Source organism: Ancylobacter sp. G4_0304 (genome assembly GCF_047501495.1).
GTDB lineage: Bacteria > Pseudomonadota > Alphaproteobacteria > Rhizobiales > Xanthobacteraceae > Ancylobacter.
Genome location: NZ_JAZDRM010000006.1, coordinates 25862 through 50938, shown reverse-complemented (window position 1 = coordinate 50938; position 25077 = coordinate 25862). Strand labels below are relative to the sequence as shown.

Genomic DNA, 25077 nt, shown 5'->3' with positions numbered 1-25077 from the left:
ACATCCTCACGCCGCACATGTCACGCCGCCTGCCGGCCGAATTCCGTCACGTCGATCACCCGGCTGCACACCGCCTCGCGCACTTCCGCGTCGTGGAAGATGCCGAGAATGCCGACCCCGGCCCGCTTCTTTTCCTCGATCAGCCCGATCACCACCGCCCGGTTGGCGGCGTCCAGCGAGGCGGTCGGCTCGTCCATCAGCAGCAGCGGGCGATGGGCAATCAGCCCACGCGCGATGTTCACGCGCTGCTGCTCGCCGCCGGAGAAGGTGGCCGGCGGCAGGCCCCACAGCCGCTCCGGCAGGTTGAGCCGCGCCAGCAGCTCGGCGGCGCGGGCGCGCGCTTCCTCGCGGGGCGCGCCGTCGCCGGCCAGCGGCTCGGCCACCACATCGAGCGCACTCACGCGCGGGATCACGCGCAGGAACTGGCTGACATAGCCGATCGTGCCGGCCCGCAGCCGGATCAGCCGGCGCGGCGCGGCGCTGGCGACATCGACGGTCTCGTCGCCGTCACGCACGAGAATGGCCCCGGCATCCACGCGGTAATTGCCGTAGATCATCTTCAGCAGCGAACTTTTGCCCGCGCCCGAAGGCCCGCCCAGCGCCACGCATTCGCCGGGGAAAAGCTCGAACGTCGCGCCGGAGACCACCGGCAGCCGCGCCCCCTCGCGCAGATGCAGCATGAAGGTCTTGGAGAGGCCGGAGACGGAAAGCAGGGCCCCCTCCCCCCTCATTCGCCCCTGCGGGGTGACCTCGCTCTGGCTGGCCGAGGCCATGCGTTCCTCCGGTCCCCTCTGCTCGACGGCGAGAGAGCCGGGGTGAGAGGCGTTGTCCGTCGTCGTCATTCCATCCCCCTCACGCCGCCAGCACCGAGGACACCAGCAGTTGCGTATAGGGCTCGCGCGGGTCGTCGAGCACCTGGTCGGTCAGCCCGGTCTCGATCACCCGCCCCTGCCGCATCACCACCATGCGGTGCGACAGCAGCCGCGCCACGGCGAGGTCGTGGGTGACGATGATCACCGCCAGCCCCAGTTCCGACACCAGCGAGCGCACGAGGTCGAGCAGCCGCGCCTGCACCGAGACGTCGAGCCCCCCGGTCGGCTCGTCCATGAAGACGAGGCGCGGGCGCGTCACCAGATTGCGCGCGATCTGCAGGCGCTGGCGCATGCCGCCGGAAAAGCTGCGCGGGTCGTCGTCGATCCGGTCCGCCGCGATTTCCACGCGGCCGAGCCAGTCCAGCGCTTCCGTGCGGATGTCGCCATAATGGCGGCGCCCCACCGCCATCAGCCGCTCGCCGACATTGCCGCCGGCCGAGACCGCCATGCGCAAGCCATCCGCCGGGTTCTGCCGCACAAAGCCCCAGTCGGTGCGCATCAGCAGCCGGCGTTCCGCCGCGCCGAGCGTCGCCAGATCGCGCAGGCTGCCGTCGCGCAGTCGGTAGGAGACGCGCCCCGCGCTCGGCTCCAGCTCGGTGGAAAGCAGGCCGAGCAGGGTGGACTTGCCCGAGCCGGATTCCCCGACCACCGCCAGCACTTCGCCGGGATAGACCTCCAGCGCCACGTCGCGGCAGCCGATGCGCGCGCCGTAATTCTTGCCGAGCGTCTCGGCGATCAGCAGGGGCTGTTCAGTCATGGCCAGCCTCCGTGCCGCCCGCCCCTGCATCCGCCCCGGCGGGGCGGCCTCTCGCGGACGCGGAGAGGTCGGAAGACGCATCATCGCGGTGAATGCGCGAGGCATCCTCGCCCCGTGGGGAAACGGGTTGGGGCAAGGCCGCATCCGGCGGCGCCATCTCGCCGCGATGCCCCGCGGCCTGCCGGCTTTCGCAATAATCGGTGTCTGAACACACGAACATCCGCCCGCCGCGATCATCGAGGATCACCTCATCGAGATACACGCCCCGCGCCGCGCACAGCGCGCAAGGCTGCGCGAAGCGCTGCACCTCGAACGGGTGGTCCTCGAAATCCAGCGAGCGCACGCGGGTATGCGGCGGGATCGCGTAGATCCGCTTCTCGCGGCCGGCGCCGAAAAGCTGGAGCGCCGGGCAGTCGTCCATCTTCGGGTTGTCGAATTTCGGGATCGGCGAGGGGTCCATCACATAGCGCCCCGCCACCTCGACCGGATAGGCGTAGGTGGTGGCGATGTGGCCGTGGCGGGCGATGTCCTCATAGAGCTTCACATGCATCAGCCCGTATTCTTCGAGCGCGTGAAGCTGGCGCGTCTCGATCTCGCGCGGCTCCAGAAAGCGCAGCGGCTCGGGGATCGGCACCTGATAGACCAGGATCTGGTCTTCCCCGAGCGGCGTCTCGGGGATGCGGTGGCGGGTCTGGATCACGGTCGCCTCCGTGGTCGCGGTAGTGGTCGCCACCCCGGCGGTCTTCTCGAAGAAGCCGCGGATCGCCACCGCATTGGTGGTGTCGTCCGCGCCCTGGTCGATCACTTTCAGCACATCATCCGGCCCGAGCACGGCGGCGGTAACCTGCACGCCCCCCGTTCCCCAGCCATAGGGCATCGGCATTTCGCGCGCGGCGAACGGCACCTGATAGCCGGGAACCGCGATCGCTTTGAGGATCCCGCGGCGGATCATCCGCTTGGTCTGCTCGTCGAGATAGGCGAAGTTGTAGGTGATGGCGGGCATGCCCCCGAGCGTTGCGGTAGTCATTCTGCCGCCTCCTTGAGTTCGGCCTCATGTTCGGCACGCATGCGCCGCACAAGGTCCAGCTCGGCCTGGAAATCGACGTAGTGCGGCAGCTTCAGGTGCTCGACGAAGCCGGTCGCCTGTACGTTGTCGCAGTGGGAGAGCACGAATTCCTCGTCCTGCGCCGGGCTGCCCGGCTCCTCGCCCAGTTCCTTCCAGCGCAGCGCCCGCTCCACCAGCGCCATCGCCATCGCCTTGCGCTCGCTCTGGCCGAAGACGAGGCCATAGCCGCGGGTGAACTGCGGCGGCACTTCGGCGCTGCCCTTGAACTGGTTGACCATCTGGCACTCGGTGACCTGCACCGTCCCCAGCGACACCTCGAAGCCCAGCTCCTCGACGAACAGGCTCACCTCGACATCGCCCACGCGGATTTCACCGACGAAGGGGTGCGAGCGCGCATAGCCGCGCTGCGTGGAGTAGCCGAGCGCGAGCAGATACCCCTCGTCGCCACGCGCCAGGGTCTGCAGCCGCGTCGGCCGGTCGACCGGGAACGTCACCGGCGCGCGGGTGATGTCGAAGGGTTCCGCGCCGTCATCGGCGGGCGCGCTCTCGATCAACCCCTCCTCGCCGAGCAGGTCGGTCACGCGCGGCATGTCCGCCGGCTCGGCGCCGCCGATTTCCGCCGTCGGCGCGCCGATATCGCCGACGAGAGAGGTATCCAGCAACCGGTGCGTATAATCGAAGGTCGGCCCGAGAAGTTGCCCGCCCGGCAGGTCCTTATAGGTCGCCGACACCCGCCGGCGCACCAGCATGGCAGCGGTATCGACCGGTTGCGAGGCACCAAAGCGCGGCAAGGTGGTGCGGAACGCGCGGATCAGGAAGATCGCCTCGATCAGGTCGCCGCGCGCCTGCTTGACCGAAAGGCTCGCCAATTCAACGTCATAGAGCGAGCCCTCCGCCATTACCCGGTCGACCGCGAGACTGAGCTGTTGCGCGATCTGATCCAGCGTGAGCGCAGGCAGCGCCCGGTTTCCGCGCCGGCGTTTCGCCAGCAGGGCATGAGCATTGCGGATCGCCCGCTCGCCACCTTTAGCCGCGACATACATGGCGCCTAGCCCTCCCGAACCATGACCGAACGCGGCAGGCCGGCAACATGCCCTGCCCCGACCAGCAGCAGGTCGACGCCCAGCGGAAAGCCGGCCCGGTTCGCCGCCAGACGCGCGCTGAAATCGACGGGCAGCGGGTCGGCACCAAAGCCCCGCGCGCCCTTAACTCCCGGCCCTTCCAGCACGAGGCCGGAGGAGGCAAAGCCGTTCACCTGCACCACCAGCGTCGCGGAAGCGTCTGGATATTCGAGCGTTCCCTGCGCGAACCCGACGAAATCGGGCATCCGCGCCGGGTCCGTGATCAGCGCGAAGCGTGCCCCGGCGGGATCGGCGACGATCCGTGCGCCGGTGTGGAAGCGCAGGAAATGCGCCACCTGGGGTGCGCTCGCAGCGGGCGCGTCGAGCCAGATCGGCGTCTCGAAATCGCACAGCGCCAGCAGGAGCGCCGCTGCCTCGGGCGAGAGCGGCGCGGGCGGATCCAGCGTCACCGCCAGCGGCTCCGGCCGGCCGGGGCGGGCGAGCGCCCACATGGCGGCGCGGAAAACGCCTTGAGAATCAAACACCGGATCGACAAAGCCGAGAGCGAGGCCCGCCATGCTCAATCCTCCCCGCGCACGAGCGTGAAGAACTCAACCTTCGTCGCCGCCGTCTCGGCGCGCACCGTCTCCGCCTCCCCGGCAAGGCGCTGACGGACCTGAGCGAGCGCGCCTTCCACGCCAGGGCGGCGCGCGGGGTCCTGCCACAGCGCATCGAGGATCGCCGCGGCGCGGGCGGCGGCGATGTCGCGGCCGAGCCGGTAGCAGAAGCCTTCCGCGCCGCCATCGAGCCGCACCGCCGCGCGGGCGACGCTGGCCTCACCGAGATTGAACGGCGCGCCATCGCCCCCGGTGCGGGCCCGCAGCATCACCAGCCCGGCTTCCGCCGGACGCAGATCGGTGGCGGCTGGAACCGGCGAAAGACGTTCCAGAGCCGCCTGCAATTCGCCGATGTCGGCACGGGCAAGCAGCGCCATCACCGCCTGCCGCCCCGGCAAATCCTTGCCGCCGCTGGATTGTGGAGAACTCTGCATCGAAATTCCGCCGGTCAGGAAAGCGCTGGGTGATTTACTTGTTCGACGAATTTGTATAATCATCTATACAAACAGGCAATAGCCCTTCACCGATCCGGCGCAAAAACAATGAGCCCCTCCGACGACACGCCCATGACGGACCTTCCGACAAGCCTGATGCCGCCTCTGGAATCGGAGGATGTCGCGCGCGGCACCGGGGTCGCGCTGTGGAAGCAGATCGCCGAGCGGATCGAGGCCGACATCGCGGAAGGCCGCCTGCCGCCGGGCCAACGCCTGCCGACTGAAATGGAGCTGGCGGAGCGTTTCGGCGTGAACCGCCACACCCTGCGCCGCGCGCTCGCCATGCTGGCCGAGCTGGGTTTGATCGAGGCGACGCCGGGACGCGGCACCTTCGTCAAGGAACCGCCGCTGCGCTACCCGATCGCCGCGCGCACCCGCTTCTCGGAGATCGTCTCCTCGGAAGGTCGGGCGCCGGGTGGGCGGGTAATCAGCTCGCGCGTTGAGCCGGCCAGCCCCGAAGTGGCGCAGGCGCTGCGTCTTGCCGCCGGCGCGCAGGTGCTGCGGCTCGACATGGTGCGCGAGGCCGACGGCGTGCCGATCACGCTGGGCACGCACTGGTACGACGCCGAGCGCTGCCGCGATCTCGACCTGATCGCCGCCGCCACCGGCTCGGTGACGCGGGCGCTGGAAGCCATCGGCATCGCCGATTATCGCCGGCTGGAAACCCGCATCACCGCCCGTGCGGCCGACGAGGAGGAGCGCCGCCACCTCAGCCTGCCGCCGGGGCGCACCGTCATGGTGGTCGACAGCCTCAATGGTGACGCCCAGCGCCGGCCCCTGCAATATACGCGGGCACGCTTCTGCGCCGATCGCGTGCAACTCGTCATCAAGAACTGAAAGGCGCCGCATGGCCCGCATCGACAGCCTCGACCAGCTCCGCAACCTCTATCCCGAACCGCGCGAGCGCAGCCGGCGCAAGGTGCTGCCCGCGCTGGACGTGCATTGCCGCTCGGTCATCGCGCTGTCTCCGCTGGTGATGATGGCGAGCTTTGGCGCCGACGGGCGCGCCGACGTCACCCCGCGCGGCGACGCGCCGGGCTTCGTCCGTGTCGAGGACGACGCCACGCTGCTGATCCCGGACCGGCCGGGCAACAACCGGTTGGACACGCTGACCAACCTGATCGCCAACCCGGCCATCGGCCTGCTGTTCCTGATCCCCGGCGTCGACGAGACGCTACGGGTGAACGGCCGCGCGGAAATCCGCGACGACGAGACGCTGCGCCAGCTTTTCGTCATCGACGGCCGCCCGCCGGCCACCGTGCTGCGCGTCCACGTCGAGGAAGCCTATCTGCACTGCGCCAAGGCCTTCATGCGCTCCCATGCCTGGGACGCCGCGCATTTCGTGCCGCGCTCCGCCCTGCCGAGCATGGGCGAGATGCTGCGCGACCAGCTTGGCCTCGCCACCGCCGAGACCCAGGCCGAGATGATGCAGCGCTATCGCGAAACGCTGTACTGAGCCGCCAAGTCTCGCTCGCCTGAAGACCGGGCAGGATGTGGGATGCTGACGATGGCACGGATCATCTTCCTTCATGGCGCGTCGAGCAGCGGCAAGTCGACCCTTGCCCGAGCCTTGCAGAGCCGGACCGAGGCGCCGTTCTGGCACATCTCCATCGATCATCTGCGCGATTCCAGGGTGTTGCCCATGGCGCGATCTCGCCGCGGAGATTTTGCCTGGAAAGACGCGCGACCGGCCGCACGGCGGCGCGCGAGACGACTTCGAGACCATTCACGTCGGAAAACTCTACGATCTCGAATTGCAGGACGGCGACGACATCGAGAGCAATGTGGAGCGTCTGCTGGCGGCGTAGCGGTCGGACCGGCGACAGTCGTCCTTCCAGAAGCCCCCTCCGCGCCATAGTCCAGCAAGGTCTCAGGCGCTTCGTTCACGTGTCATGTCGACCGTCGGAGGGGCGACACCGCCCCACAGTACATGCGGGCCGATCTGATCCAGCCTCGCGCAGCCCGCCAGCACCATCGCGACCTCGAACTCGCAGCGCAGCACATGAAGCAGATGCGCCACCCCGGCCGGCCCGGCGACGGCGAGCGCAAAGAGGCACGGGCGGCCGACCAGCACCGCCTTCGCACCGAGCGCCAGCGCCTTGAGCACATCGGTGCCCCGGCGGATGCCGCCATCCATCAGCACCGGCACCCTGCCCTCGACCGCGCGCACCACGCCCGGCAGCGCGTCGAGGCTCGCCGGCACGGTGTCGAGCACCCGCCCGCCATGATTGGAAACGATGAGGCCGTCCGCGCCGTGCTCCAGCGCGAGCCGTGCATCTTCCGGCGCGAGGATGCCCTTGAGCAGAATCGGCAGGCGCGTATTGGCCCGCAGCCAGGCGATGTCCGCCCAGCGCGCCGTCACGTCGAGCAGGCCGTTGAACATGATGCTCTCACCCAGCTCGGCATGGGCGGAATAGGCGGTGTGCAGCCCGGCGAGATTGGCGTGCTCGGAGAGCTTGGGCGGCTGATAGCCGGCGCGCTGTTCGCGGTTGCGCATGCCGAAAACAGGGGCATCCACCGTCACCACCAGCGCGCCATAGCCGGCGCGCTCGGCGCGGCGCACCAGCTCCAGCGTGAAGCCGCGATCGTGCTGGATATAGAGCTGGAACCAGAGCGGCGTCCTGGCCGCCGCCGCGATCTCCTCCAGGCGGATATCGGCCTCGGTGCTCACCACCATCCCGGCCTTCGCGCCACCGGCCCCGACCACGGTCGCGATTTCGCCATCGGGATCGGCAAGGCGATGATGGGCGGTGGGCGCGACGAAGATCGGGTGCACATAGTCCTGCCCGAACAGGGTAAGCCCGGTGCCACCGCCGTCGAAGCTACCGAGCACGCGCGGCTTCAGCCGGTGGCGGTCGAACGCCTGCCGGTTCCACGCCACGCTGTGCTCGTCCGCCGCCCCGCCGGCATAATAGGCCAGCGCCGGCGCACTCAGCCGCTCGCGCGCCACCCGCTCATAATCGTCGGCACAAACCACGCCAGCGGGGATCTCGTAGCGTCTGGACATGAGCGCGCTCACCTTCGGAAGGCCAATTCGCAGAACGATGCGGCTTCATAACCCCTCAACCCGCGCGGCGCGACCTGTTACCGGTGCTGAGCGTAAACAGGCGTTAACCCCTCGCGTGTAAGCAATATGGAACGTGTGGCGCATCCGGCTGGCGGGGCGCCAGCGCAACGGTTACTCTTCCGACGACCTCTCGCTCAGGGTATCGAACGACCATGGACGACGCCGGCCACTCTCGTGGCGATACGCCGGGCCTGTCGCTGCGCGAGGCGATCCGCGCCGCGCGGGTCGAGGCCGCCGAGCATACCGGCGTGATCGTCGAGCTGCGCGACGCCAGCCTCGCCCGGCTGTCCATGCTCAATGAAATCCTCGATCCGATCTTCGCCGAGGTGCCGCTCGAACATGCCGACCTGTTCGACCGCGGCCTGATGCCGGGCGAGACCCCACGCCTGTTCGTCGACATGGTGGCCCATGTCACGCTTGCGCGCGACCGGCGCACCTACCGCTTCCTTCAGGACACCCGCTCGGGCCGGCGCGTGCTGGCGGAGAGCACCAATCCGCACGACATCGCCGACGCGGTGACGCGCTATGTCGCCCGCCGGCTCATCGCCCGCGAGCAGGCGATCTCGGCCAGCGGGCCGCCGGAGCCGGAGATCGCCCCTCGCCCGGCGCCGCATCACCCGCCGGCGACGCCGCCCGCGCCACAGCCGGCCGCCGCGCCTGCGCCCGACAAACGAGCCCGCGCCAAGCTCTTCGCCTTCATCGGCGGCGTGCTCGCTGGCGTCTGCGCCATGATCGCGGCCGACGTTCTGCTCAACGTGCGCTGACCACAGGCGCGCTCAGCAGCCGCTCCGTTCGAGCCGCGACCTCCAGCCCGCCGGCGCGGAAACCGCGCGCCTCCAGCGTGCAGCGCCAAGGGAAGGCGGCCTCCTGCGTACGCTCGATACGGTAGAGGTGATAGCCGCCCGGCCAGTGCCGATCTTCCGGCCCCGCTGCGAAGGACGGCGCCTCCACCACCGGGATCAGCCCGGAATTCGGGCCGGGCAGCATCTCCACCATCGGCCGATGGTCATGGCCGCAGATCACCAGCTCCGCGCCATGGCGGGCGAGGCAGGCACGTACCGCGGACGCATCGGTAAGCCGCTTGTGCGCGGCGCGCTGCCCGCAGGGCGGGTGATGGATCAGCACCACCCGGAAAAGCCCCTGCTGGCCAAGTTCGTCGAGCTCGCGGCCGAGGCGTTCGAGCTGCGCATGTCCGACCCGGCCGGTCGCCATGAAGGGCTGGGTGGGAATGGCGGTGGAGACGCCGATCAGCGCCACGTCGCCGCGCCGGCGCACGAAGGGGAAGGCATGGGCGGCGGTGACGTCGCCACCCGCCCCATCGCCGCGCATATATTCGCCCCAGTTCAGCAGGGCGTGATGGGCGGTGGAGCGCACATAGGCGTCGTGATTGCCGGGCACGACGGTGACGTCGGTGCCGGTGCCGAGAACTTCGAGAAAGCGCAGCGCGGTGTGGTACTCGTCCGGCAGGCCGACATTCACCAGATCGCCGGTCACCGCGATATGATCGGGCGCCTGCTCCTTGATGTCGGCGAGCAGCAGGTCGATCGTATCGGAGGAGAATCGGTGCCGGCGGCCCCGGCGCCAGTTCAGCACGCCGAGGACCCGCTTGCCGGCCAGTTCGCGGAACCGGGCGCGGGGCAGCGGCCCGAGATGGGCATCGGTAAGATGGGCGAGAACAAACACGAGGGCTTCCATAGCAGCCCGAACCCGCCCGTGGAAGGCACGGCGACGGCTTTCGGGCCGAGGGCGCTGCTGCCGCGCCGCCTGATACCGCGCCTCATCCATGCGCTCGGCCGCCTCCGACGTTCCATGACGCTCGGCGTGCGCGCGCTGGTGATCGACGGGAAGGGCGATGTGCTGCTGCTGCGCCATTCCTACGTGCCTGGCTGGCATCTGCCGGGCGGCGGGGTGGAGCGCGGCGAGGCGGCGCAAGAGGCGCTGGCGCGCGAGCTCGCCGAGGAAGCGGCGGTGGAAATTCTGGCGCCGCCGCGCCTGCACGGGCTGCTGCTCAACCTCAATCTCGGCCGGCGCGACCATGTGGCGGTCTATGTCATCGAGCGTTTCCGCGCCGGGAAACCCGAGGTTCCGAATCGGGAGATTCTGGAAATCGGCTTTTTCGCGCCGACCGCACTGCCCGACGACACCACGCCCGCGACGCGGCGGCGCATCGCGGAGGTCGTCACGGGCCGTCCGGCCGCACTTTACTGGTGAGGCGCGGCGCGATGGGGATGGCGGGCGCCTGGTTTGCACTCCCGCCTTGACACCCCCCGGCCAGCTTCCTTATATCGCGCCCACTCTGCGGTGCCGGCGCGAAGCGCCAGCCCGTCGTGGCGGGGTAGCTCAGCTGGTTAGAGCACGGGAATCATAATCCTGGGGTCGGGGGTTCAAGTCCCTCTCCCGCTACCAAAACCCTCTCGGATGCATCCCCATGCGTCCCGAACCAGAGAGGAAGTTGGATGAAATCAATCTTCTCGCTATTCTGACGTCCCAATTCGTCCCAGCCTCCTGTGGTGCGGATGTGGTACGGCGAAGCGCAGGCCGCACCACAGGAAAGCGACGTGCCGCTTGCCGACATTGCCTGCCGTGCGGCCAAGGCCGCGGAGGCTGTCGGAAAAAATGAGCGGCGGCGGCCTGAGACTGGTCGTCCGTCCCAACGGGTTAAAAGCTTGGCATCTCGCTTACCGTTTCGAGGGCAATCAACGAACGCTCGTTCTTGGCCCATATCCCGAAGTGAGCCTGGCAACCGCACGAGGGATGCGCGACGACGCGAAACGCATCTTGCGGGACGGGTTCGATCCGGGCGCGAAAAAGCTTGCCGGGAAAACGATCGTTTCATTCGAGTCGGTGGTGCTCTCCAGCTTCGAAAACGACGTTTTTCCGGAGATTGGAAAAATGCACGTTGCCCAGATCGAACCCCAGGACATTAAACCGCCCGGCTCTGCCGGAGGCCCCCACTCCTGAGAGGATGGGGCGATGACGAGCAAGACGACGGACAAGTTCTCGCCTGAGGTGCGTGCCCGGGCGGTGCGGATGGCGCTGGATCACGAGGCTGAACCCCCTTCGCGCTGGCAGGCGATGGTGTCGATTGCGGCGAAGATCGGCTGCTCGGCGCCCTCACTGAATGAGTGGCTGAAGAAGGCCGAGGTCGATGCCGGCAAGCGGGCCGGCGTGACGACGGATATGTAGGCGAAGCTGAAGGCCCTTGAGCGCGAGAACCGCGAGTTGCGGCAGGCGAACGAGATCCTGCGCACGGCATCCGCCTATTTCGCCATGGCGGAGCTCAACGCCGGTCGAAGACATGCATCCAGCCGGCGGAAGCCGAGGAACGCTACTACGCCATGCTCGGTGAGACAGCCATGGCGGCATGACTTAAACCAAATGGCCTCCGGTGAAGCCGGGGCGGTTCAATCCAGCCCTTGATGGTGCCGAAGACGTGCTCGATGGTACAGCGGCGGACCGCCATGGCTTCGGGCATCGCTTGAAGCCTGCGCTCCATGGCATCGAGCACCGCTTCGTGCTCCCATCGTCGGATGCGCTTCTCCTTGCCGGCCGTGCACAGCGGACGCGACGGGCAGGCGCGGCAGGCCTTCTGGTTGAGGTAGACGCTGATGAGCTTGCCGCCCTTCACCCGGGCAAAGCGTTTCTGCAGCTGTTGATCGGCCGGGCAGCGATAGGTGTCGGTCTGCGGCTCATACACGAACATAGCCTTGCCCCAGAAGCCGCGCGCCTGAGCCGGCGATGTGTTGGGCTTGGGCACCATCGGGATGATGCCAGCTTCGGCGCAGGCGCGGATCTGCTCGCCCTCATAGTATCCACGATCTGCCAGGGCGATCATCTCAGTAGCACCGGTCTCGGCCTGGGCGGCTGTGGCCATCTCGAGCAGATGCGAGCGGTCGTGACCGCGGTTGGTCACCGCATTGGCGACGACGATGTGGTGCCGGGTATCGACGGCCGCCTGAACATTGTAACCGACCACGCCGCGATGATCGCTGCCGGTTGCCATGGCGCGGGCATCCGGATCGGTCAGCGATATCTGCTCATCGGGGGAGGCTTCCAGCTGCCGGCCGATCGCCTCGAGTTCGCCAAGGCGCCCGCGCAGCGACGCCAGTCGCTCGGTCAGGTGATGGATCCGGGGAGTGGCCGATTCGGTCTCCGCCCTGTCGGTCTCCTCAAGCTCGGCGAGATAGCGCGCGATGCTTTCCTCGACACGGGCCTTCCGGCGCGCCAGCTTGCCCTTGGTGTAGTTCTTCTCGTGCGTGTTCACCGCGCGCAGGCGTGATCCGTCGATCGCGACCATGCCACCACCGACCAGGCCAAGGGCACGGCAGATTGCAACGAAGCGCTGGCACGCGATCTGGATCGCGCTGGCATTGTCATGGCGGAAGTCCGCGATCGTCTTGAAGTCGGGTGCCAGCTTGCCGGTCAGCCACATCAGTTCGACGTTGCGGCCTGCCTCGCGCTCCAGCTTCCGGCTCGAGGTGAATCGATCTCCTTCTTGAACACGACCACGCGAGCACCTGAAGACTGATCTGCCCAATGCTCGCCAGTTGCTGCAGGAGAGACGCTTCCTTGCTGTCGTCCAGAATACGAGCGAGATAGGGATGGGCCCTTACGATGACGAGATCACGACCCGTCGATCGGGCGCGGCCGGCGGTCGGGCCCGATCGCGACGAAGGTGAAGGTCGCCTCCGTCACCTTGTTGAGCGCTTCACCTTCACGGGGCCTGCGCCAGGCTTCGATGCGGATGCGTAGCGACGTGCGGCCGACCGACAGCACCTCGCCATAGAAGCTCACCTCGTCACCGACCAGAACCGGGCTGAGAAAGCTCATGGCCTCCACCGCCACTGTGGCGACCCGGCCCTTTGCGCGCCGCGTGGCGACGTTGCCGGCGGCAAGATCCATATGCGCCATCAGCCATCCGCCGAAAATGTCGCCTGCCGGATTGGTATCGGCGGGCATGGCGATGGTGCGCACGACCGGTGAAGTCGGCGGCGGCTCGGTAGCGGCGATCATGGTCATCATCCGGCGAGGGGGGCGAGGGCAGGCAGCATGGCATCACACGTTGCCATGCTGCTCGGCTGAGGGGCGCAGGCTATTCCGCAAAGACATCCTCGCGCCCACGGCGGAAGCTCGGCAGCAGCACCACCACCAGCATGATGGCCGCGATGGCCAGGAGGCCGGCGGAGATCGGGCTCTCGACGAAGGTCGCCATATCGCCGCGAGACACCAGAAGGGCGCGCCGGAAATTCTCCTCCATCAGCCGGCCGAGCACAAAGCCGAGCAGCATCGGCGCCGGCTCGAAGCCGAATTTGGCCAGGATGTAGCCGGCAAAGCCGAACAGGCCGATCAGCAGCACCTGCACCGGCTCGGAATTGATCGAGAAGATGCCGATGGAGCAGAACATCAGAATGGCCGGGAACATGAGGTGATAAGGCACCTTCAGCAGCTTCACCCACAGGCCGATCATCGGCAGGTTGATGATGAGCAGCATAAGGTTGCCGATCCACATGGAGGCGATCATGCCCCAGAACAGGTCGGGCGAATTGGTCATGACCAGCGGGCCCGGCACGATGCCGTGGATGGTCATGGCGCCGACCATGAGCGCCATCACCGCGTTGGGCGGGATGCCGAGGGTGAGCAGGGGAATGAACGACGTCTGCGCGCCGGCATTGTTGGCGCTCTCCGGACCCGCGACGCCTTCGATCGCGCCCTTGCCGAAGCGGCTGGGATCTTTGGCGATCTTCTTCTCCAGCGTATAGGCGGCGAACGGGCCGAGCACGGCGCCGTTGCCCGGCAGGATGCCGAGGATGGCGCCGATGATCGTGCCGCGCGCGATTGGTGCCGCGGACTGGCGCATCTCGGCGCGGCCCGGCAGCAGCCGACCGATCGCCTGCTTCACCACGTCCCGGGTCTCGACATTGTCGAGATTGCGCAGGATCTCGGCGACGCCGAACACACCCATGGCGAGCACGGCGAAATCGATGCCGTCGGCGAGGAACTCCATGCCAAGGGTCATGCGCGCTTCGCCGGTCTCAAGGTCGATGCCGACCGTAGAGAGCAGGATGCCGAAGAGGATCATGGCAATGGCCTTGATGATCGATCCGTGCGCGAGCACGACGGCGAAGACGAGGCCCATCACCATCAGCGAGAAATACTCGGCCGGACCGAAGACCAGGGCGAGGCTGGTCAGCGGCTTGGCAAGCGCCGCGATCAACAGGGTGGCGAAGGTGCCGGCGATGAAGGAACCGATGGCGGCGATGCCAAGCGCGACGCCGGCACGCCCGCGCCTCGCCATCTGGTGGCCGTCGAGCGTCGTCACCACCGCCGTCGCCTCGCCGGGAATGTTGACGAGGATTGCGGTGGTCGAACCACCATACTGTGCGCCGTAATAGATGCCGGCGAGCATGATGAGGGCGCCTACGGGATCAAGCCCGAAGGTGATGGGCAACAGCATCGAGATGGTGGCGATCGGCCCGACGCCGGGCAGAATGCCGACCAGCGTTCCCACCAGACAGCCGGTGAGGCACAGCACGAGGTTCTTGAGCGAGAAGGCGACGGCGAGGCCGAGACCGAGATTGCTGATGAGATCGAACATGGCTCAGCCCTCCTTGGTCGCGGTCGGCGCTTTGGCGGACGCGCGGCGTCCGGAAAACAGCACCAGCAATCCGGCGCCGACCATCAGGGCCGCAGCAAGCCGGAGCGCCCCGCGATAGCTCCAGCCGCCCAGCACCACCTCCTGCACGTAGCGGGGCATGATCGGGATCGGAAGATTCAGGAGGTCGCCGAACAGCACGAGGCTGAAGGGCGTGAGGAAGAGCGCCAGGGTCACCAGCGGTCGGAGCTGAACCTCCGGAGCGGCATAGCCGCCAACGATGATGGCGAGCGGTCCGGCCACCACGAGGCCGAGCTCCGGCGTGCTCCAGCCGTCAAAATGCGAGCTCTTGATGGTCAGCGCGAAAAGCGCCGTGGCCGACAGCACGAGGACCGGCCCGCGCAGCGAGAAGGTGAGCCCTTCGGATCCGCCGGCGCCGCGCCACGCGCCCACGAGAATCGGAATGGCGCATAGCCCGAGCAGAATGGAGAGCGCCTGCGGCAGCATCCCGGCGCCGACCGAGCGCAGCGTGCCGCGCGGCAGCTCGGAGGAGAGGGCGAAGCCCAGCACGGCAAGCACGATGAGAATCGCCGCCGCGCCCAGTTCCTTGCGGGAAACGGCCCCCGCCTGCTTGCCGGAGCCCGCAGTTCCGCGTGCAACATCCGTCATCATGCCCTCCCTGAGCGTTCGCCGGGCTTTAGCCCTTGGCGCGTGGTGGCGTTACGCGGTCCGGTTCTTCCCGCCATGTTGTGCCAGACCGGTCTTTGGCGCGGCGATTTCGGAGTGCCGCACGTATGGTCGCGCCCCGGTCAAGGCCGGGGCGCGGAACGGTCAGTCGATGGAGATGCCGGCCTCACCGAGGAACTTCGACCAGCGGGCGCTTTCGGTCTTCATCATCGCGGCGAACTCCTGAGGGGTGTCGCCGACGATAGTCGTGCCCTCGGCGCTCAGACGCTCCTTGATGACCGGCATGGCGAGCGCTTCGATCGTCGCGGTGCGCAGCTTGTCGACCACCGGCTGCGGCGTGCCCTTCGGCACGGCGAAGCCGTACCAGGCGGCCGATTCGTAGTCGGGGTAGCCGCGCTCGGCGATGGTCGGGACGTTGGGTAGCTTGGCGACCCGCTCCTTGGTGGTGACGGCGAGCGGGATCATCTCGCCGCTGTCGACCAGGCCCAGCACCGAGGGAAGCGTCGTCACCATGAAGTCGCCGCGTCCGCCCAGCATGTCGTTGAGCGCCGGGCCCGCGCCCTTGTAGGGTACGTGCACCGCCGAGATGCCGGCCTGCGAGAGCAGCAGCGCCGTCGCCAGATGGCTCGCCGAGCCGTTGCCGGCCGAACCATAGGTAAGGTCGCCGGGGTTCGCCTTGCCGAAGGCGATGATGTCTTCGAAGCTCTTGAACTTCGAGTTCTTGGAGACCACCACGACCAGCGGCGTGCGCGCGATCAGCGTCACCGGATCGAAGGCGGTAAGCGGATCAAGCTTCAAGCTCTTGAACAGGTGCGGATTGACGACCATGGGGCCTTGATTGGCCATCAGCACCGTGTAGCCATCTGGATCGGCACTCGCCACGCGCTGCGAGGCGACATTGCCGCCGGACGTGCCGTTGTTCTCCACGACCATCGCCTGGCCGAGTTTCTCGCCCACGCCATTGGCGACAAGGCGGGCAATGGCGTCGGTGCCGCCACCGGCGGCATAGGGCACGACGAGCTTCACGGGCCGCACCGGATAGGCGTCCTGCGCCTGCGCGGTGGCAAGGGGGGCGGCAAGGCAGCCGGCGGCCAGAAGCAGCGAGAAGTGGCGACGATTCAACATGTTTTCCTCCGGTTCTTGTGTCTTGGTATTCTGGTGGATCGGCGTTCAGGCGAGGCGGGCTTGAGGCTCGCCGTTATCGGTTTCTTCTTCCATGGAAACGATAACCGTCCCCTCGAAAATGCGGCGGGCGGTACGGATCAGGCTCGCGCGGCGCACTTCGCCGGCCGCGTCCATTTCGAGATCAACATCGATCTTACCGCTGGGATGCTCGATGATGAGTGCCTTACCCGCAGCCGGCTGGCGCGCTACGGCATGTGCAACCGTGCCGGGCGTCGCGGCGGCGACAGCGACGCAGAGCGCACCTGTGACCGCATGGGCACGGTGGGTGCGGTGAGGCACGAGGTAGCGCGAGGTGATCGTGCCGTCGGCGCGGACCGGCGCCGACATCAACCCGATCTTCGGCACGACCGCATTGGAAACATCGCCGAGCCCCATGCGACGGCCCGCCTCGCGGCGGAGCGCCTCCAGCTTGCGAAACAGCGGCCGGTTCGCATCGAGTTCCTCCGGCGTTTCCGTGCCGGTCAGGCCGAGCGCTGCCGCCTGCACAAGCATCATCGGCATGGCATAGTCGATGAGCGTCACCGATGTGTCCTCGATGGTCTCTACCGTATGACCGGTGGGAAAGAGGCTACCCGTCTTGGAGCCGTTGGCGTCGAGGAAGGTGAGCTTGATCGGCGCCGCATGACCCGGGACGCCATCGATCTCGGTGTCGCCGCCATAAGTCACGTTGCCGTCGGGCGTCTGCACGACGGCCTCGATGGTCTTGCTGGTGTTGCGGTTGAAGATCCGCACCGTGGTCTGGCCCGCGCCCGCCGGCAGCAGCCCGCTCTCGATCGCGAAGGGACCGACAGCGGAGAGCATGTTGCCGCAGTTCGGCGTCATGTCGACGATCGGCCGATCGACCGCAACCTGGGCGAATAGGTATTCGACGTCCACTCCCGGCCGCTGCGAGGGGGAAATGATGGCCACCTTGCTGGTCAGCGGATTGCCGCCGCCAATGCCGTTGACCTGCAGCGCATCGGGCGACCCCATGATGGCGAGCAGCACGGACTCGCGCAGTTTCGGGTCGGCGGGCAAATCGCTTTCGAGAATGAACGGACCGCGGGACGTGCCGCCACGCATCAGAACAGCAGGGATGCGCATTTCGGAGTTCTTGTGCATCTGTTCCGATCCTCGCATGAATACCATTGATTCATGCTTCTATCGGCAGGCTCACTCCACATTAAATGCAAAGATCGCAAGGATTGATGTGCTTTGAATATCAATTGCGACATACTGGATCTGCGGGCCTTCCTCGCCGTCGTGGAGCTTGAGGGCTTCCACAAGGCGGCCGACGCCCTCAACCTCTCGCAGCCAGCGCTCACGCGCCGCATCCAAAAGCTGGAGCAGGCCGTGGGCGCCGCGCTTCTGGAGCGCACCACCCGCCGCGTCGCGCCCACCGCGCTGGGGCGGGAGCTCGTCCCGCTGGTGAAGCGGATGCTGGAGGAGTTCGAGAGCTCGCTGTTCTCGGTGCGCGAACTCGGCCAGCGTCAGAATACGGTGGTCACCATCGCTTGCCTGCCGACGGCGGCGTTCTACTTCCTGCCCGGCGTCATCAAGCGCTTTAACGAGATCTATCCGCAGATCCGCTTCCGCATTCTCGACCTCAGCGCTAATGACGGTCTCCAGAGCGTGGCGCGCGGCGAAGTTGAATTCGGCATCAGCCTCATGGCGTCTTCCGATCCGCAGCTCCAGTTCACGCCGCTGATGGACGATCCCTTCGTGCTCGCATGCCGGCGCGATCATCCTTTGGCGGTGGAGGGACCGCTGCTCTGGTCCGAGCTGGAGCCGCACCGGCTCATCACCGTAGGGCGCACCAGCGGAAACCGGACCTTGCTCGATGCCGCGCTCGCGCGATCAAATCTCAGGCTGCAATGGTTCTACGAGGTCACGCATCTCTCGACCTCGCTCGGCCTCGTCGAGGCCGGCCTTGGTGTTTCCGTGCTGCCGCGCCTCGCCACGCCGCGATCCGATCACCCCTTCATCATGACCCGCCCGCTGATCGAACCGGAGGTGTCCCGCCCGATCGGCGTCGTCCAACGCCGCAGCGGCCGCCTCTCGCCCGCCGCCCAGCGCTTCCTCGACATGTTGCTGCGCGAGTGGCGGGAGGATGCTTAGGAGAATGGGTAGTTGGCAGAAGCGATCCAATCGAATCGTGATGTCGGTCAAGTCGCGGGCAAGTTCGCGGTTTCTCGTTAGCTTGGTAATGCGTGTCGATCCCAGTGGCATATAGCGGCGACCCAAAGGATGAATGGCTCTCTGCCGAGCGAACTGGCATCTGACATCGAATGGAGATCCACGTTAAGTGGGGGCTGACGACTGCCAGGGTTGACGTGTCAGCATGCGCGTCGGTGGCCGTACGTCCGCTATCCGCTTTACGCGCCTAGCAGACGGTCTACAGTCGGCCCGAAGCGGTCTGTCAGCAAAGCGCCGCCATTGCAGCCTGAACCGCCCCGCGTTTTCTAGACGCCCTCGGCTTTGGCTTTGTGCTGCCGTTCGAACTCGATGGGTGACAGCATCCCGTTCCGTGCGTGCTTGCGGGTGGGGTTGTAGAACATCTCGATGTAATCGAACACGTCCCCGCGTGCCTCGTCGCGCGTGCGGTAGACCTGGCGGCGGATACGCTCGCGCTTGAGCAGGTTGAAGAAGCTCTCGGCGACGGCGTTGTCATGGCAGTTCCCGCGACGGCTCATCGAGGGCTGCAGATCGTGGTGTTTCAGGAACGAAGCCCACTCAATGCTCGTGAACTGGCTCCCCTGGTCCGAATGCACCAGCACACGCTCCTTCGGCTTGCGTCCCGTAGCGCCCGTGCCGAGCCCTTCGACGGATCAAGCCGCCGGGCGACATGCGCATGATAGGTCGATGGGGCGATCGGCAGAACCTTGCAGATCGGCTCGACCCCATACGCACCGCGATGATCATCGATGAACGCGATCATGTCTTCGACCGGCGGTTGAGCTCCGCCATGGCGAAATAGGCGGATGCCGTGCGCAGGATCTCGTTCGCCTGCCGCAACTCGCGGTTCTCGCGCTCAAGGGCCTTCAGCTTCGCCTACATATCCGTCGTCACGCCGGCCCGCTTGCCGGCATCGACCTCGGCCTTCTTCAGCCACTCATTCAGTGAGGGCGCCGAGCAGCCGATCGTCGCCGCAATCGACACCATCGCCTGCCAGCGCGAAGGGTGTTCAGCCTCGTGATCCAGCACCATCCGCACCGCCCGGGCACGCACCTCAGGCGAGAACTTGTCCGTCGTCTTGCTCGTCATCGCCCCATCCTCTCAGGAGTGGGGCCTCCGGCAGAGCCGGGCGGTTCAACATAGAGGACGAGTATTCGGCTTCCGATGAACTGATGCGTGCTCCTGCCGCTAGGAAGGCTCTCAGAGAGCGCTCGACTAATTCAGGTGCAAGCTCCTGAATGATAAAGACCAGCAAGCAATTGCGCGCCTCAGTTGGCCAGGATTCTAGATGCTCGGGCGGGTGAAGCAGCGCGTGGACGCCGTGCAGCATCACGGGCGTTTCCGATCCCGCAATGTTCAGCAAACCCTTGAAACGCAGAATTTTTTCGCCGTGCCGCTGCACGAGCAGACTGAGCCAAAGCCCGAAGCTGGTCCACTCGATCGGCTCGTCGAGTGTCATGACCAGCGAGTGCAACGCGGTGGATGGTGAGACAGACGTCGCTTGAAAGGCGGCACGACGCGCAACACCGGTGTCGCCTTGTCCGCCGCCCCGAAGCCGAGCGCGATAGGAGGCGGCGGTGGCGAGCCATCCGCAGAGCTCCGCGTCGCGCTCCGGCGTATTCGTGCCGCCCAGCCCGGTCAGCACGTCCGCCGCAGCGGCCCCCCGCACCGTCCGCTCGATCCGCACATGCGGATTGAGCTCATCTATGCGCGCCTCGACGTCCGCGCACTGATCCTCATTCGCCAGATCGGATTTCGTCAGCAGAACCCTGTCAGCGAGCGCTACCTGCTTACGGCTCTGCTCGAAACGCTCAAAACTTGTGATCCCGTTCACGGCATCGACGGTGGTGACCACATTGCCAACCCGCAGATGATGGCGAAGCATCGGATCGGCCATCACCGTCGCCATCACCGGGGCGGGATCGGCAAGGCCCGTCGTCTCGATGATGATGCGGTCGAAGGGCGGCACCTCGCCTCGCCCGCGACGGGAATGGAGATCGCGCAGGGTGGTGCGCAGATCGTCCTGTAGCGTGCAGCAGATGCAGCCGCTTTCCATGAGCATGGTGGACTGGTCGAGACGCTCGACGAGGAGATGATCGAGACCAATTTCGCCAAATTCGTTGATCAGCACCGCCGCACGGGAGAACGCCGGGTCCGACAGCACGTGGCGCAACATCGTTGTCTTGCCGCTGCCGAGGAAGCCGGTGACTATGTTTACGGGTATCGTCGCGACCTCTGCGTCAGCCCCAGCGTCTCCCTTCAGCTCATCCATCGAGCGCATCCAGCAGTTCGGGATCGAGCGGGTCGAGCGGGCGGCCGAGAATGGCCTCGACGCGCACCCACAGCGCACCAAGATCCTCGGCCAGTTCGACCCGTCCTGTCGGGCCTGTAACGGTGAAGGCGGCCCCCTGCCAATCGCGGACCACGACGCGGTAACGGCGCAGCACGACGTTGGCCAGCGCCACCGAGCGCTGGCGGGCCTGCCGGCGCAGCCAGGGACGCGGTGTACCGGCGCCATCGCGGCCCGCCACGCCCTCGCTCCAGTGATTGGGCCCGCCCAGCACGCCGCACAGGCCACACATCGGCGCTACTTCGACCGTGGCGAGCGACGCGCGAAGTCGTCCGCAATGTCGTCGAAGGTGGTGAAGCGCACGCCCTCATGGGAATTTATGTACTCGAACAGGCGTTCCAGCATCATCAGCACTTGCGGGCGCCCCGACACGTCCGGGTGCAGGGTTATAGTGAAGACCGCATAGTCCATTTCGCGGTAGACCCAGTCGAACTGGTCCTTCCACATCTGCTCGATGTCGCGAGGATTCACGAAGCCGTGGCTGTTGGGTGACTTCTTGATGAACATCATCGGCGGCAGGTCATCGAGATACCAGCTCGCCGGAATTTCGATGAGATCGCTCTCGGTGCCGCGAACCAGCGGCTTCATCCAGGCCGAGGGGTGCTTGGAATAGTCGATCTTGGTCCAGCTATCGCCGACGCGCACGCGATAGGGCTCGAAGTCTTTGTGCATCAGGCTATGGTCGTACTTGATGCCCTTCTTCAACAGAAGTTCGTTGGTGACCTCGCTGAACTCCCACCACGGCGCGACATATCCAGTGGGTGCCTTGCCGGTGAGATCGGTGATGAGCTTGATACAGTGATCGAGCACCGCCTCTTCCTGCTCCGGCGTCATCGCGATCGGGTTCTCATGGCTGTAGCCATGGACACCGATCTCGTGGCCCGCTGCCGCGACCGCCTTTATCTGTTCGGGGAACGTCTCGATGGAATGGCCCGGCACGAAAAAGGTGGTCTTGATGCCGAAGCGCTCGAACATGTTGAGCATGCGGGGCACGCCCACCTCACCGGCGAACATGCCGCGCGAGATGTCATCGGGCGAATCCTCGCCGCCATAGGAGCCGAGCCAGCCGGCGACTGCGTCGACGTCAACGCCGAACGCACACAAGATTTCCTTCGCCATTCGTCCCTCCTTGAATGAAACGGTGTGCAGTCAATCCGCGACCCGTCCGACAGCCGCGATAATGTCCTCACGGCTCGTTCCCGCGCCGACGAGGACAGACAGCAGAATGCGCGCTTTGATACCCGACAGGTCGCCCGCGAAGATTGCCCCGGCCGCGGCGACATCCTTACCGCCGCCATTGCCGTAGATCGGCTGGACGCGGCCCTGCGGACAACGCGAGGTGACGAGCACGGGCACGCCAGCTTCTGCACAGAGGCGGATTCCCTCCAGCGCGCCGGGCGGGACATTGCCGCGCCCGAAGGCTTCGACAACGAGCCCGCGCGCGCCATCGGCCAGCGCCGCCCGAAAAAAGGTGGCGCTGGAGCCCATCGACACCTTGATGAGTTCGACGGCGCTCTCGATCCGCGTCGTCGGAATGGGGCAGCGGGCGCGCGGCGTGCGGTAGATCACAATTCGAGCGGCGTCGACGTCGCCTAGCTTGCCGTGCTCGGCGGACTGAAAGGTGCCGACGCGCGAGGTGTGGGTCTTGGTGACGTCGCGAGCGGCATGAAACTCCTCGTCGAACGCGATCATTGCGCCGAAACCACGCAGGCGCGGATCGGCAGCGAGACGGATTGCGGCGGACAGGTTTCGCGGGCCGTCGCGGTCGTCCTCCGTGGCGAGGCGCTGGGCGCCGGTGAACACGACGGGCTTATCGGAGGCGACGAGGAGGTCGGCCATGAAGGCGCTTTCCTCCATCGTATCGGTACCATGGGTGACGACGACGCCGGCAACATCCGGGCGTTGCAGTTCCTCGTCCGCCCGGCGGGCAAGCGCAAAGGCCTCCGGCAAGCCCAGTGCGTAGCTGCCGACATTGAACAGCTGGACCACTTCGACCTCGAGATCGTCCGGCAGTCCGCTGAGTTCGGCGACCAGCTCCGCCCCGTTCGCCACCGCGCGGATGTCGCCATGAACGGCATCGCGGCGGGAGGCGATGGTGCCTCCGGTGCAGATGACGACGACTTTTGCCATGGCGCTACTCCTGGAACGCCGCTTCACGCTTGCGGCGGATCGTCGGCGCGGCGACGACGATAAGCAGCAGGGCGGAGGCGACAAGAAGGGCGGCGCTGAGCGGCTCCGTGAGGAACACCGTCGGATCGCCGCGCGAAAGCAGCAGGGAGCGCTGGAGGTTCTCCTCCATCAACGGGCCGAGGATGAAGCCGAGCAGCAGCGGCGCGGGCTCGCAGCCGAGCTTCGCCAGCAGATAGCCAACCGCGCCCAACCCAGCCGCTAACATCAGGTCGAAGGGCTGGTGATTGATGGTGTAGACGCCGATGCTGCAAAACAGCAGGATCGCCGGGAACAGCAGGCGATAGGGCACATTCAGCAGCTTGATCCAGATCCCGATCAGCGGAAGGTTCAGCACGACGAGGATCACGTTGCCGACCCACAGGCTCGCGATCAGCCCCCAGAACAGGCGCGGATCGGTATTCATCACCTGCGGGCCGGGCTGGATGCCCTGGATGGTCATGGCGCCCAGCATCAGCGCCATCACCGCGTTCGGCGGTATGCCGAGCGTCAGCAGCGGCACCATGGAGGTCTGCGCCCCGGCATTGTTAGCCGATTCCGGCGCGGCGACGCCCTCGATCGCGCCGTTGCCGAACCGGCTCTGATCCTTGGCGAGCTTCTTCTCCACCGAATAGGCAGCGAAGGAGGCAAGCAGCGCGCCGCCGCCCGGCAGGATGCCCAGCATGGAGCCAAGCGCCGTGCCGCGCATGATGGCGCCCGCGGACTGCTTGATGTCCGCCATGCTCGGCAGCACCCGGCCAAGACGCGAGGTGAACACCTCCCGCTTCTCGCCCTGCGCAAGGTTGGCGATGATCTCGGCAAAGGCGAACAGCGCTACGGCGACGATGACGAAGTCGATGCCATCCGAGAGTTCCAGCACGTCGAAAGTGAAGCGGCGAGTGCCGGAGTTGAGATCCGTGCCGACCGTGCCCAGCAGAACGCCGAGCACCACCATAGCCACCGCCTTCAGCAACGAGCCGTTGGCCAGCACGACCGCGCTGATGAGGCCGAGCACCATCATGGAGAAATAGTCTGTAGGCCCGACGCTGAGAGCGATCTTCGAGAGCACGGGGGCGAAGAGGAACATCAGCAGCGCGGCGACGCAGCCGGCGAAGAACGAGCCGATGGCGGCGATGCCCAGCGCCGGCCCCGCGCGTCCCTGCCTCGCCATCTGATAGCCATCGATGCAGGTGACGACGGAGGTCGATTCACCTGGCAGATTCACGAGGATCGCAGAGACCGAGCCGCCATATTGCGCGCCGTAATAGATGCCCGCCAGCATGATGAGCGAGGTTTCGGGCGGCAGGTTGAAGGTCAGCGGCAGCAGCATTGCGATGGTCGGCACCGGGCCGAGACCGGGCAGCACGCCAATCAGCGTACCCAGGAGCGCGCCGATGAAGCAGTAGCTGAGGTTCATGGGCGTCAGCGCGACGCTGAGGCCCAGAAGGAGGTGATCGAACGATTCCATCAGCTCACCACGCCGGCCAGAGCTGGAGGTGAAGGCCCAGCGCCCACTGGAAGATGATGACCGAGAAGATCGCGAGGCCGATGGCGAGCACCGCCACCTCGAGGAACCTGAACTCGTGGCCGGCGGCGGCGCCCACCATGATGAGCGCGAGGATGGCCAGCACCATACCGGCACTCGTCACCAGCGCGGCGAACAGCGCAACGGCGGCAAGCACGAGGAACGGGCGCGCCGCGAGCCCGGACACCACGTCGCCCTCTACGATCAGCCCCCGGATCGCGATGACCGCACCGAGCCCGCACAAAAGGTAACTTAGGAGATTGGGGAAATAGCCCGGCCCCATCGAGGTGGCGGTGCCGGGATCGTATTCACGTCCGACCGACAGGGCCGCGATCCCGATGCCGAGGAAGATCAGCCCGGCCCATGTGTCCTGCCGTTTGAGCGCGTGTTGCAACATTATCCACCTCTGGTTGGTGTAATCCGCCCGTCCGCGCATCACTGGCGGATGCTTTTCGCGGAAGGCGGTCGTACGGTCGGGCTTGCG

Annotated in this window: 27 protein-coding genes, 1 tRNA gene, 4 pseudogenes and 1 other annotated feature; of the genes and pseudogenes, 10 read left to right on the top strand and 22 right to left on the bottom strand. The window is 66.6% G+C overall.

The genetic code is table 11. The features are described from left to right. Positions 1-20 precede the first annotated feature (20 nt). The 6 genes from phnL to phnG form a co-directional block, all read right to left on the bottom strand. A complete protein-coding gene (gene phnL, locus VRZ77_RS05055) occupies positions 21-731 on the bottom strand; it encodes a phosphonate C-P lyase system protein PhnL (protein ID WP_414591663.1) in 711 nt (236 codons plus the stop codon). Between the two features lie 121 nt (positions 732-852). Continuing rightward, complete coding sequence (gene phnK / locus VRZ77_RS05050; RefSeq protein ID WP_414591567.1) at positions 853-1629, bottom strand: phosphonate C-P lyase system protein PhnK; 777 nt, start codon at positions 1627-1629, stop codon at positions 853-855. Next, positions 1622-2656: an alpha-D-ribose 1-methylphosphonate 5-phosphate C-P-lyase PhnJ gene (locus VRZ77_RS05045; protein WP_414591566.1), complete on the bottom strand. Its 1035-nt coding sequence runs from the start codon at positions 2654-2656 to the stop codon at positions 1622-1624. The genes phnK and VRZ77_RS05045 overlap by 8 nt, the downstream gene beginning before the upstream one ends. Then, on the bottom strand, positions 2653-3738 hold the full coding sequence (locus VRZ77_RS05040; RefSeq protein WP_414591565.1) for a carbon-phosphorus lyase complex subunit PhnI: 1086 nt from the start codon (positions 3736-3738) through the stop codon (positions 2653-2655). Before VRZ77_RS05040 ends, VRZ77_RS05045 begins: the two co-directional genes overlap by 4 nt. Before the next feature lie 5 nt (positions 3739-3743). After that, positions 3744-4334 carry a phosphonate C-P lyase system protein PhnH gene (gene phnH / locus VRZ77_RS05035; protein ID WP_414591564.1) on the bottom strand — a complete coding sequence of 197 codons (591 nt, stop codon included), beginning with the start codon at positions 4332-4334 and terminating at the stop codon, positions 3744-3746. A gap of 2 nt (positions 4335-4336) precedes the next feature. After that, positions 4337-4807, bottom strand: a complete 471-nt coding sequence (phnG, locus tag VRZ77_RS05030) for a phosphonate C-P lyase system protein PhnG (RefSeq protein ID WP_414591563.1) — start codon at positions 4805-4807, stop codon at positions 4337-4339. A 132-nt stretch (positions 4808-4939) separates the two neighbouring features. Here phnG and phnF point away from each other — a divergent pair, with 132 nt between their 5' ends. From phnF to VRZ77_RS05010, 4 genes and pseudogenes are all read left to right on the top strand, one after another. Continuing rightward, positions 4940-5704, top strand: coding sequence for a phosphonate metabolism transcriptional regulator PhnF (gene phnF, locus VRZ77_RS05025; protein ID WP_414591562.1), 765 nt, complete (start codon positions 4940-4942; stop codon positions 5702-5704). Between the two features lie 10 nt (positions 5705-5714). Next, positions 5715-6323 carry a pyridoxamine 5'-phosphate oxidase family protein gene (locus VRZ77_RS05020; RefSeq protein ID WP_414591561.1) on the top strand — a complete coding sequence of 203 codons (609 nt, stop codon included), beginning with the start codon at positions 5715-5717 and terminating at the stop codon, positions 6321-6323. Positions 6324-6365: 42 nt separating this feature from the next. Further along, positions 6366-6512, top strand: a pseudogene (locus VRZ77_RS05015) (phosphotransferase-like protein); the annotation flags it as partial. Between the two features lie 22 nt (positions 6513-6534). Further along, on the top strand, positions 6535-6675 hold the full coding sequence (locus VRZ77_RS05010; protein ID WP_414591671.1) for a hypothetical protein: 141 nt from the start codon (positions 6535-6537) through the stop codon (positions 6673-6675). A gap of 62 nt (positions 6676-6737) precedes the next feature. Here VRZ77_RS05010 and VRZ77_RS05005 read toward each other — a convergent pair whose 3' ends face one another. Beyond that, positions 6738-7874, bottom strand: a complete 1137-nt coding sequence (locus VRZ77_RS05005; RefSeq protein WP_414591560.1) for an alpha-hydroxy acid oxidase — start codon at positions 7872-7874, stop codon at positions 6738-6740. Positions 7875-8086: 212 nt separating this feature from the next. Between VRZ77_RS05005 and VRZ77_RS05000 the strand changes: the two genes are divergently transcribed. Beyond that, entirely contained in the window at positions 8087-8698 is a 612-nt protein-coding gene (locus VRZ77_RS05000; RefSeq protein WP_414591559.1) for a hypothetical protein, read from the top strand. Here the strand turns inward: VRZ77_RS05000 and VRZ77_RS04995 are convergent. Further along, positions 8685-9617 carry a metallophosphoesterase family protein gene (locus VRZ77_RS04995; protein WP_414591558.1) on the bottom strand — a complete coding sequence of 311 codons (933 nt, stop codon included), beginning with the start codon at positions 9615-9617 and terminating at the stop codon, positions 8685-8687. The two genes, VRZ77_RS05000 and VRZ77_RS04995, sit on opposite strands and share 14 nt — an antisense overlap. Here VRZ77_RS04995 and VRZ77_RS04990 point away from each other — a divergent pair. The 4 genes and pseudogenes from VRZ77_RS04990 to VRZ77_RS04975 all read left to right on the top strand — a co-directional run. Beyond that, positions 9600-10145 (top strand): NUDIX domain-containing protein, encoded by a 546-nt coding sequence (locus VRZ77_RS04990; protein WP_414591557.1) that lies wholly within the window; start codon positions 9600-9602, stop codon positions 10143-10145. The genes VRZ77_RS04995 and VRZ77_RS04990 overlap by 18 nt on opposite strands. Before the next feature lie 118 nt (positions 10146-10263). After that, a tRNA-Met gene (locus VRZ77_RS04985) sits at positions 10264-10340 on the top strand. A gap of 177 nt (positions 10341-10517) precedes the next feature. Next, the gene (locus VRZ77_RS04980; RefSeq protein ID WP_414591662.1) at positions 10518-10895 is read left to right on the top strand and encodes an Arm DNA-binding domain-containing protein; all 378 of its coding nucleotides are present in this window, start codon (positions 10518-10520) and stop codon (positions 10893-10895) included. 12 nt (positions 10896-10907) lie between these two features. Then, positions 10908-11201, top strand: a pseudogene (locus VRZ77_RS04975) (transposase); the annotation flags it as partial. Positions 11202-11265: 64 nt separating this feature from the next. Here VRZ77_RS04975 and VRZ77_RS04970 read toward each other — a convergent pair. The 6 genes from VRZ77_RS04970 to VRZ77_RS04945 form a co-directional block, all read right to left on the bottom strand. Beyond that, positions 11266-12471: an IS1182 family transposase gene (locus VRZ77_RS04970; RefSeq protein ID WP_414591556.1), complete on the bottom strand. Its 1206-nt coding sequence runs from the start codon at positions 12469-12471 to the stop codon at positions 11266-11268. 86 nt (positions 12472-12557) lie between these two features. After that, positions 12558-12956: an acyl-CoA thioesterase gene (locus VRZ77_RS04965; protein WP_414591555.1), complete on the bottom strand. Its 399-nt coding sequence runs from the start codon at positions 12954-12956 to the stop codon at positions 12558-12560. Positions 12957-13026: 70 nt separating this feature from the next. Beyond that, the gene (locus VRZ77_RS04960; protein ID WP_414591554.1) at positions 13027-14529 is read right to left on the bottom strand and encodes a tripartite tricarboxylate transporter permease; all 1503 of its coding nucleotides are present in this window, start codon (positions 14527-14529) and stop codon (positions 13027-13029) included. Between the two features lie 3 nt (positions 14530-14532). Beyond that, entirely contained in the window at positions 14533-15195 is a 663-nt protein-coding gene (locus VRZ77_RS04955) for a tripartite tricarboxylate transporter TctB family protein (RefSeq protein ID WP_414591553.1), read from the bottom strand. Between the two features lie 162 nt (positions 15196-15357). Next, complete coding sequence (locus tag VRZ77_RS04950) at positions 15358-16338, bottom strand: Bug family tripartite tricarboxylate transporter substrate binding protein (RefSeq protein WP_414591552.1); 981 nt, start codon at positions 16336-16338, stop codon at positions 15358-15360. 45 nt (positions 16339-16383) lie between these two features. Then, positions 16384-17499: a 4-oxalomesaconate tautomerase gene (locus tag VRZ77_RS04945; RefSeq protein WP_414591551.1), complete on the bottom strand. Its 1116-nt coding sequence runs from the start codon at positions 17497-17499 to the stop codon at positions 16384-16386. Between the two features lie 93 nt (positions 17500-17592). Between VRZ77_RS04945 and VRZ77_RS04940 the strand changes: the two genes are divergently transcribed. Beyond that, positions 17593-18495 (top strand): LysR substrate-binding domain-containing protein, encoded by a 903-nt coding sequence (locus tag VRZ77_RS04940; RefSeq protein WP_414591550.1) that lies wholly within the window; start codon positions 17593-17595, stop codon positions 18493-18495. 344 nt (positions 18496-18839) lie between these two features. On the opposite strand, the pseudogene VRZ77_RS04935 reads toward VRZ77_RS04940, so the two are convergent. The 8 genes and pseudogenes from VRZ77_RS04935 to VRZ77_RS04900 all read right to left on the bottom strand — a co-directional run. Further along, positions 18840-19172 (bottom strand): annotated as a pseudogene (locus VRZ77_RS04935) (IS3 family transposase); the annotation flags it as partial. Beyond that, positions 19166-19641: pseudogene (locus tag VRZ77_RS04930) on the bottom strand (transposase); the annotation flags it as partial. The pseudogenes VRZ77_RS04930 and VRZ77_RS04935, both read right to left, overlap by 7 nt. Then, positions 19241-19357 (bottom strand) — a sequence feature (AL1L pseudoknot). Its footprint overlaps the pseudogene before it by 117 nt. After that, positions 19607-20824 carry a CobW family GTP-binding protein gene (locus tag VRZ77_RS04925; RefSeq protein WP_414591549.1) on the bottom strand — a complete coding sequence of 406 codons (1218 nt, stop codon included), beginning with the start codon at positions 20822-20824 and terminating at the stop codon, positions 19607-19609. The pseudogene VRZ77_RS04930 and the gene VRZ77_RS04925, both read right to left, overlap by 35 nt. Next, positions 20817-21134: a hypothetical protein gene (locus VRZ77_RS04920; protein WP_414591548.1), complete on the bottom strand. Its 318-nt coding sequence runs from the start codon at positions 21132-21134 to the stop codon at positions 20817-20819. Before VRZ77_RS04920 ends, VRZ77_RS04925 begins: the two co-directional genes overlap by 8 nt. Positions 21135-21139: 5 nt before the next feature. Further along, the gene (locus VRZ77_RS04915) at positions 21140-22021 is read right to left on the bottom strand and encodes a polysaccharide deacetylase family protein (protein ID WP_414591547.1); all 882 of its coding nucleotides are present in this window, start codon (positions 22019-22021) and stop codon (positions 21140-21142) included. Between the two features lie 30 nt (positions 22022-22051). Then, positions 22052-23032, bottom strand: coding sequence for an asparaginase (locus tag VRZ77_RS04910; protein WP_414591546.1), 981 nt, complete (start codon positions 23030-23032; stop codon positions 22052-22054). Between the two features lie 4 nt (positions 23033-23036). After that, entirely contained in the window at positions 23037-24536 is a 1500-nt protein-coding gene (locus tag VRZ77_RS04905) for a tripartite tricarboxylate transporter permease (RefSeq protein WP_414591545.1), read from the bottom strand. Between the two features lie 4 nt (positions 24537-24540). After that, entirely contained in the window at positions 24541-24990 is a 450-nt protein-coding gene (locus VRZ77_RS04900; RefSeq protein ID WP_414591544.1) for a tripartite tricarboxylate transporter TctB family protein, read from the bottom strand. Between the last annotated feature and the right edge of the window lie 87 nt (positions 24991-25077).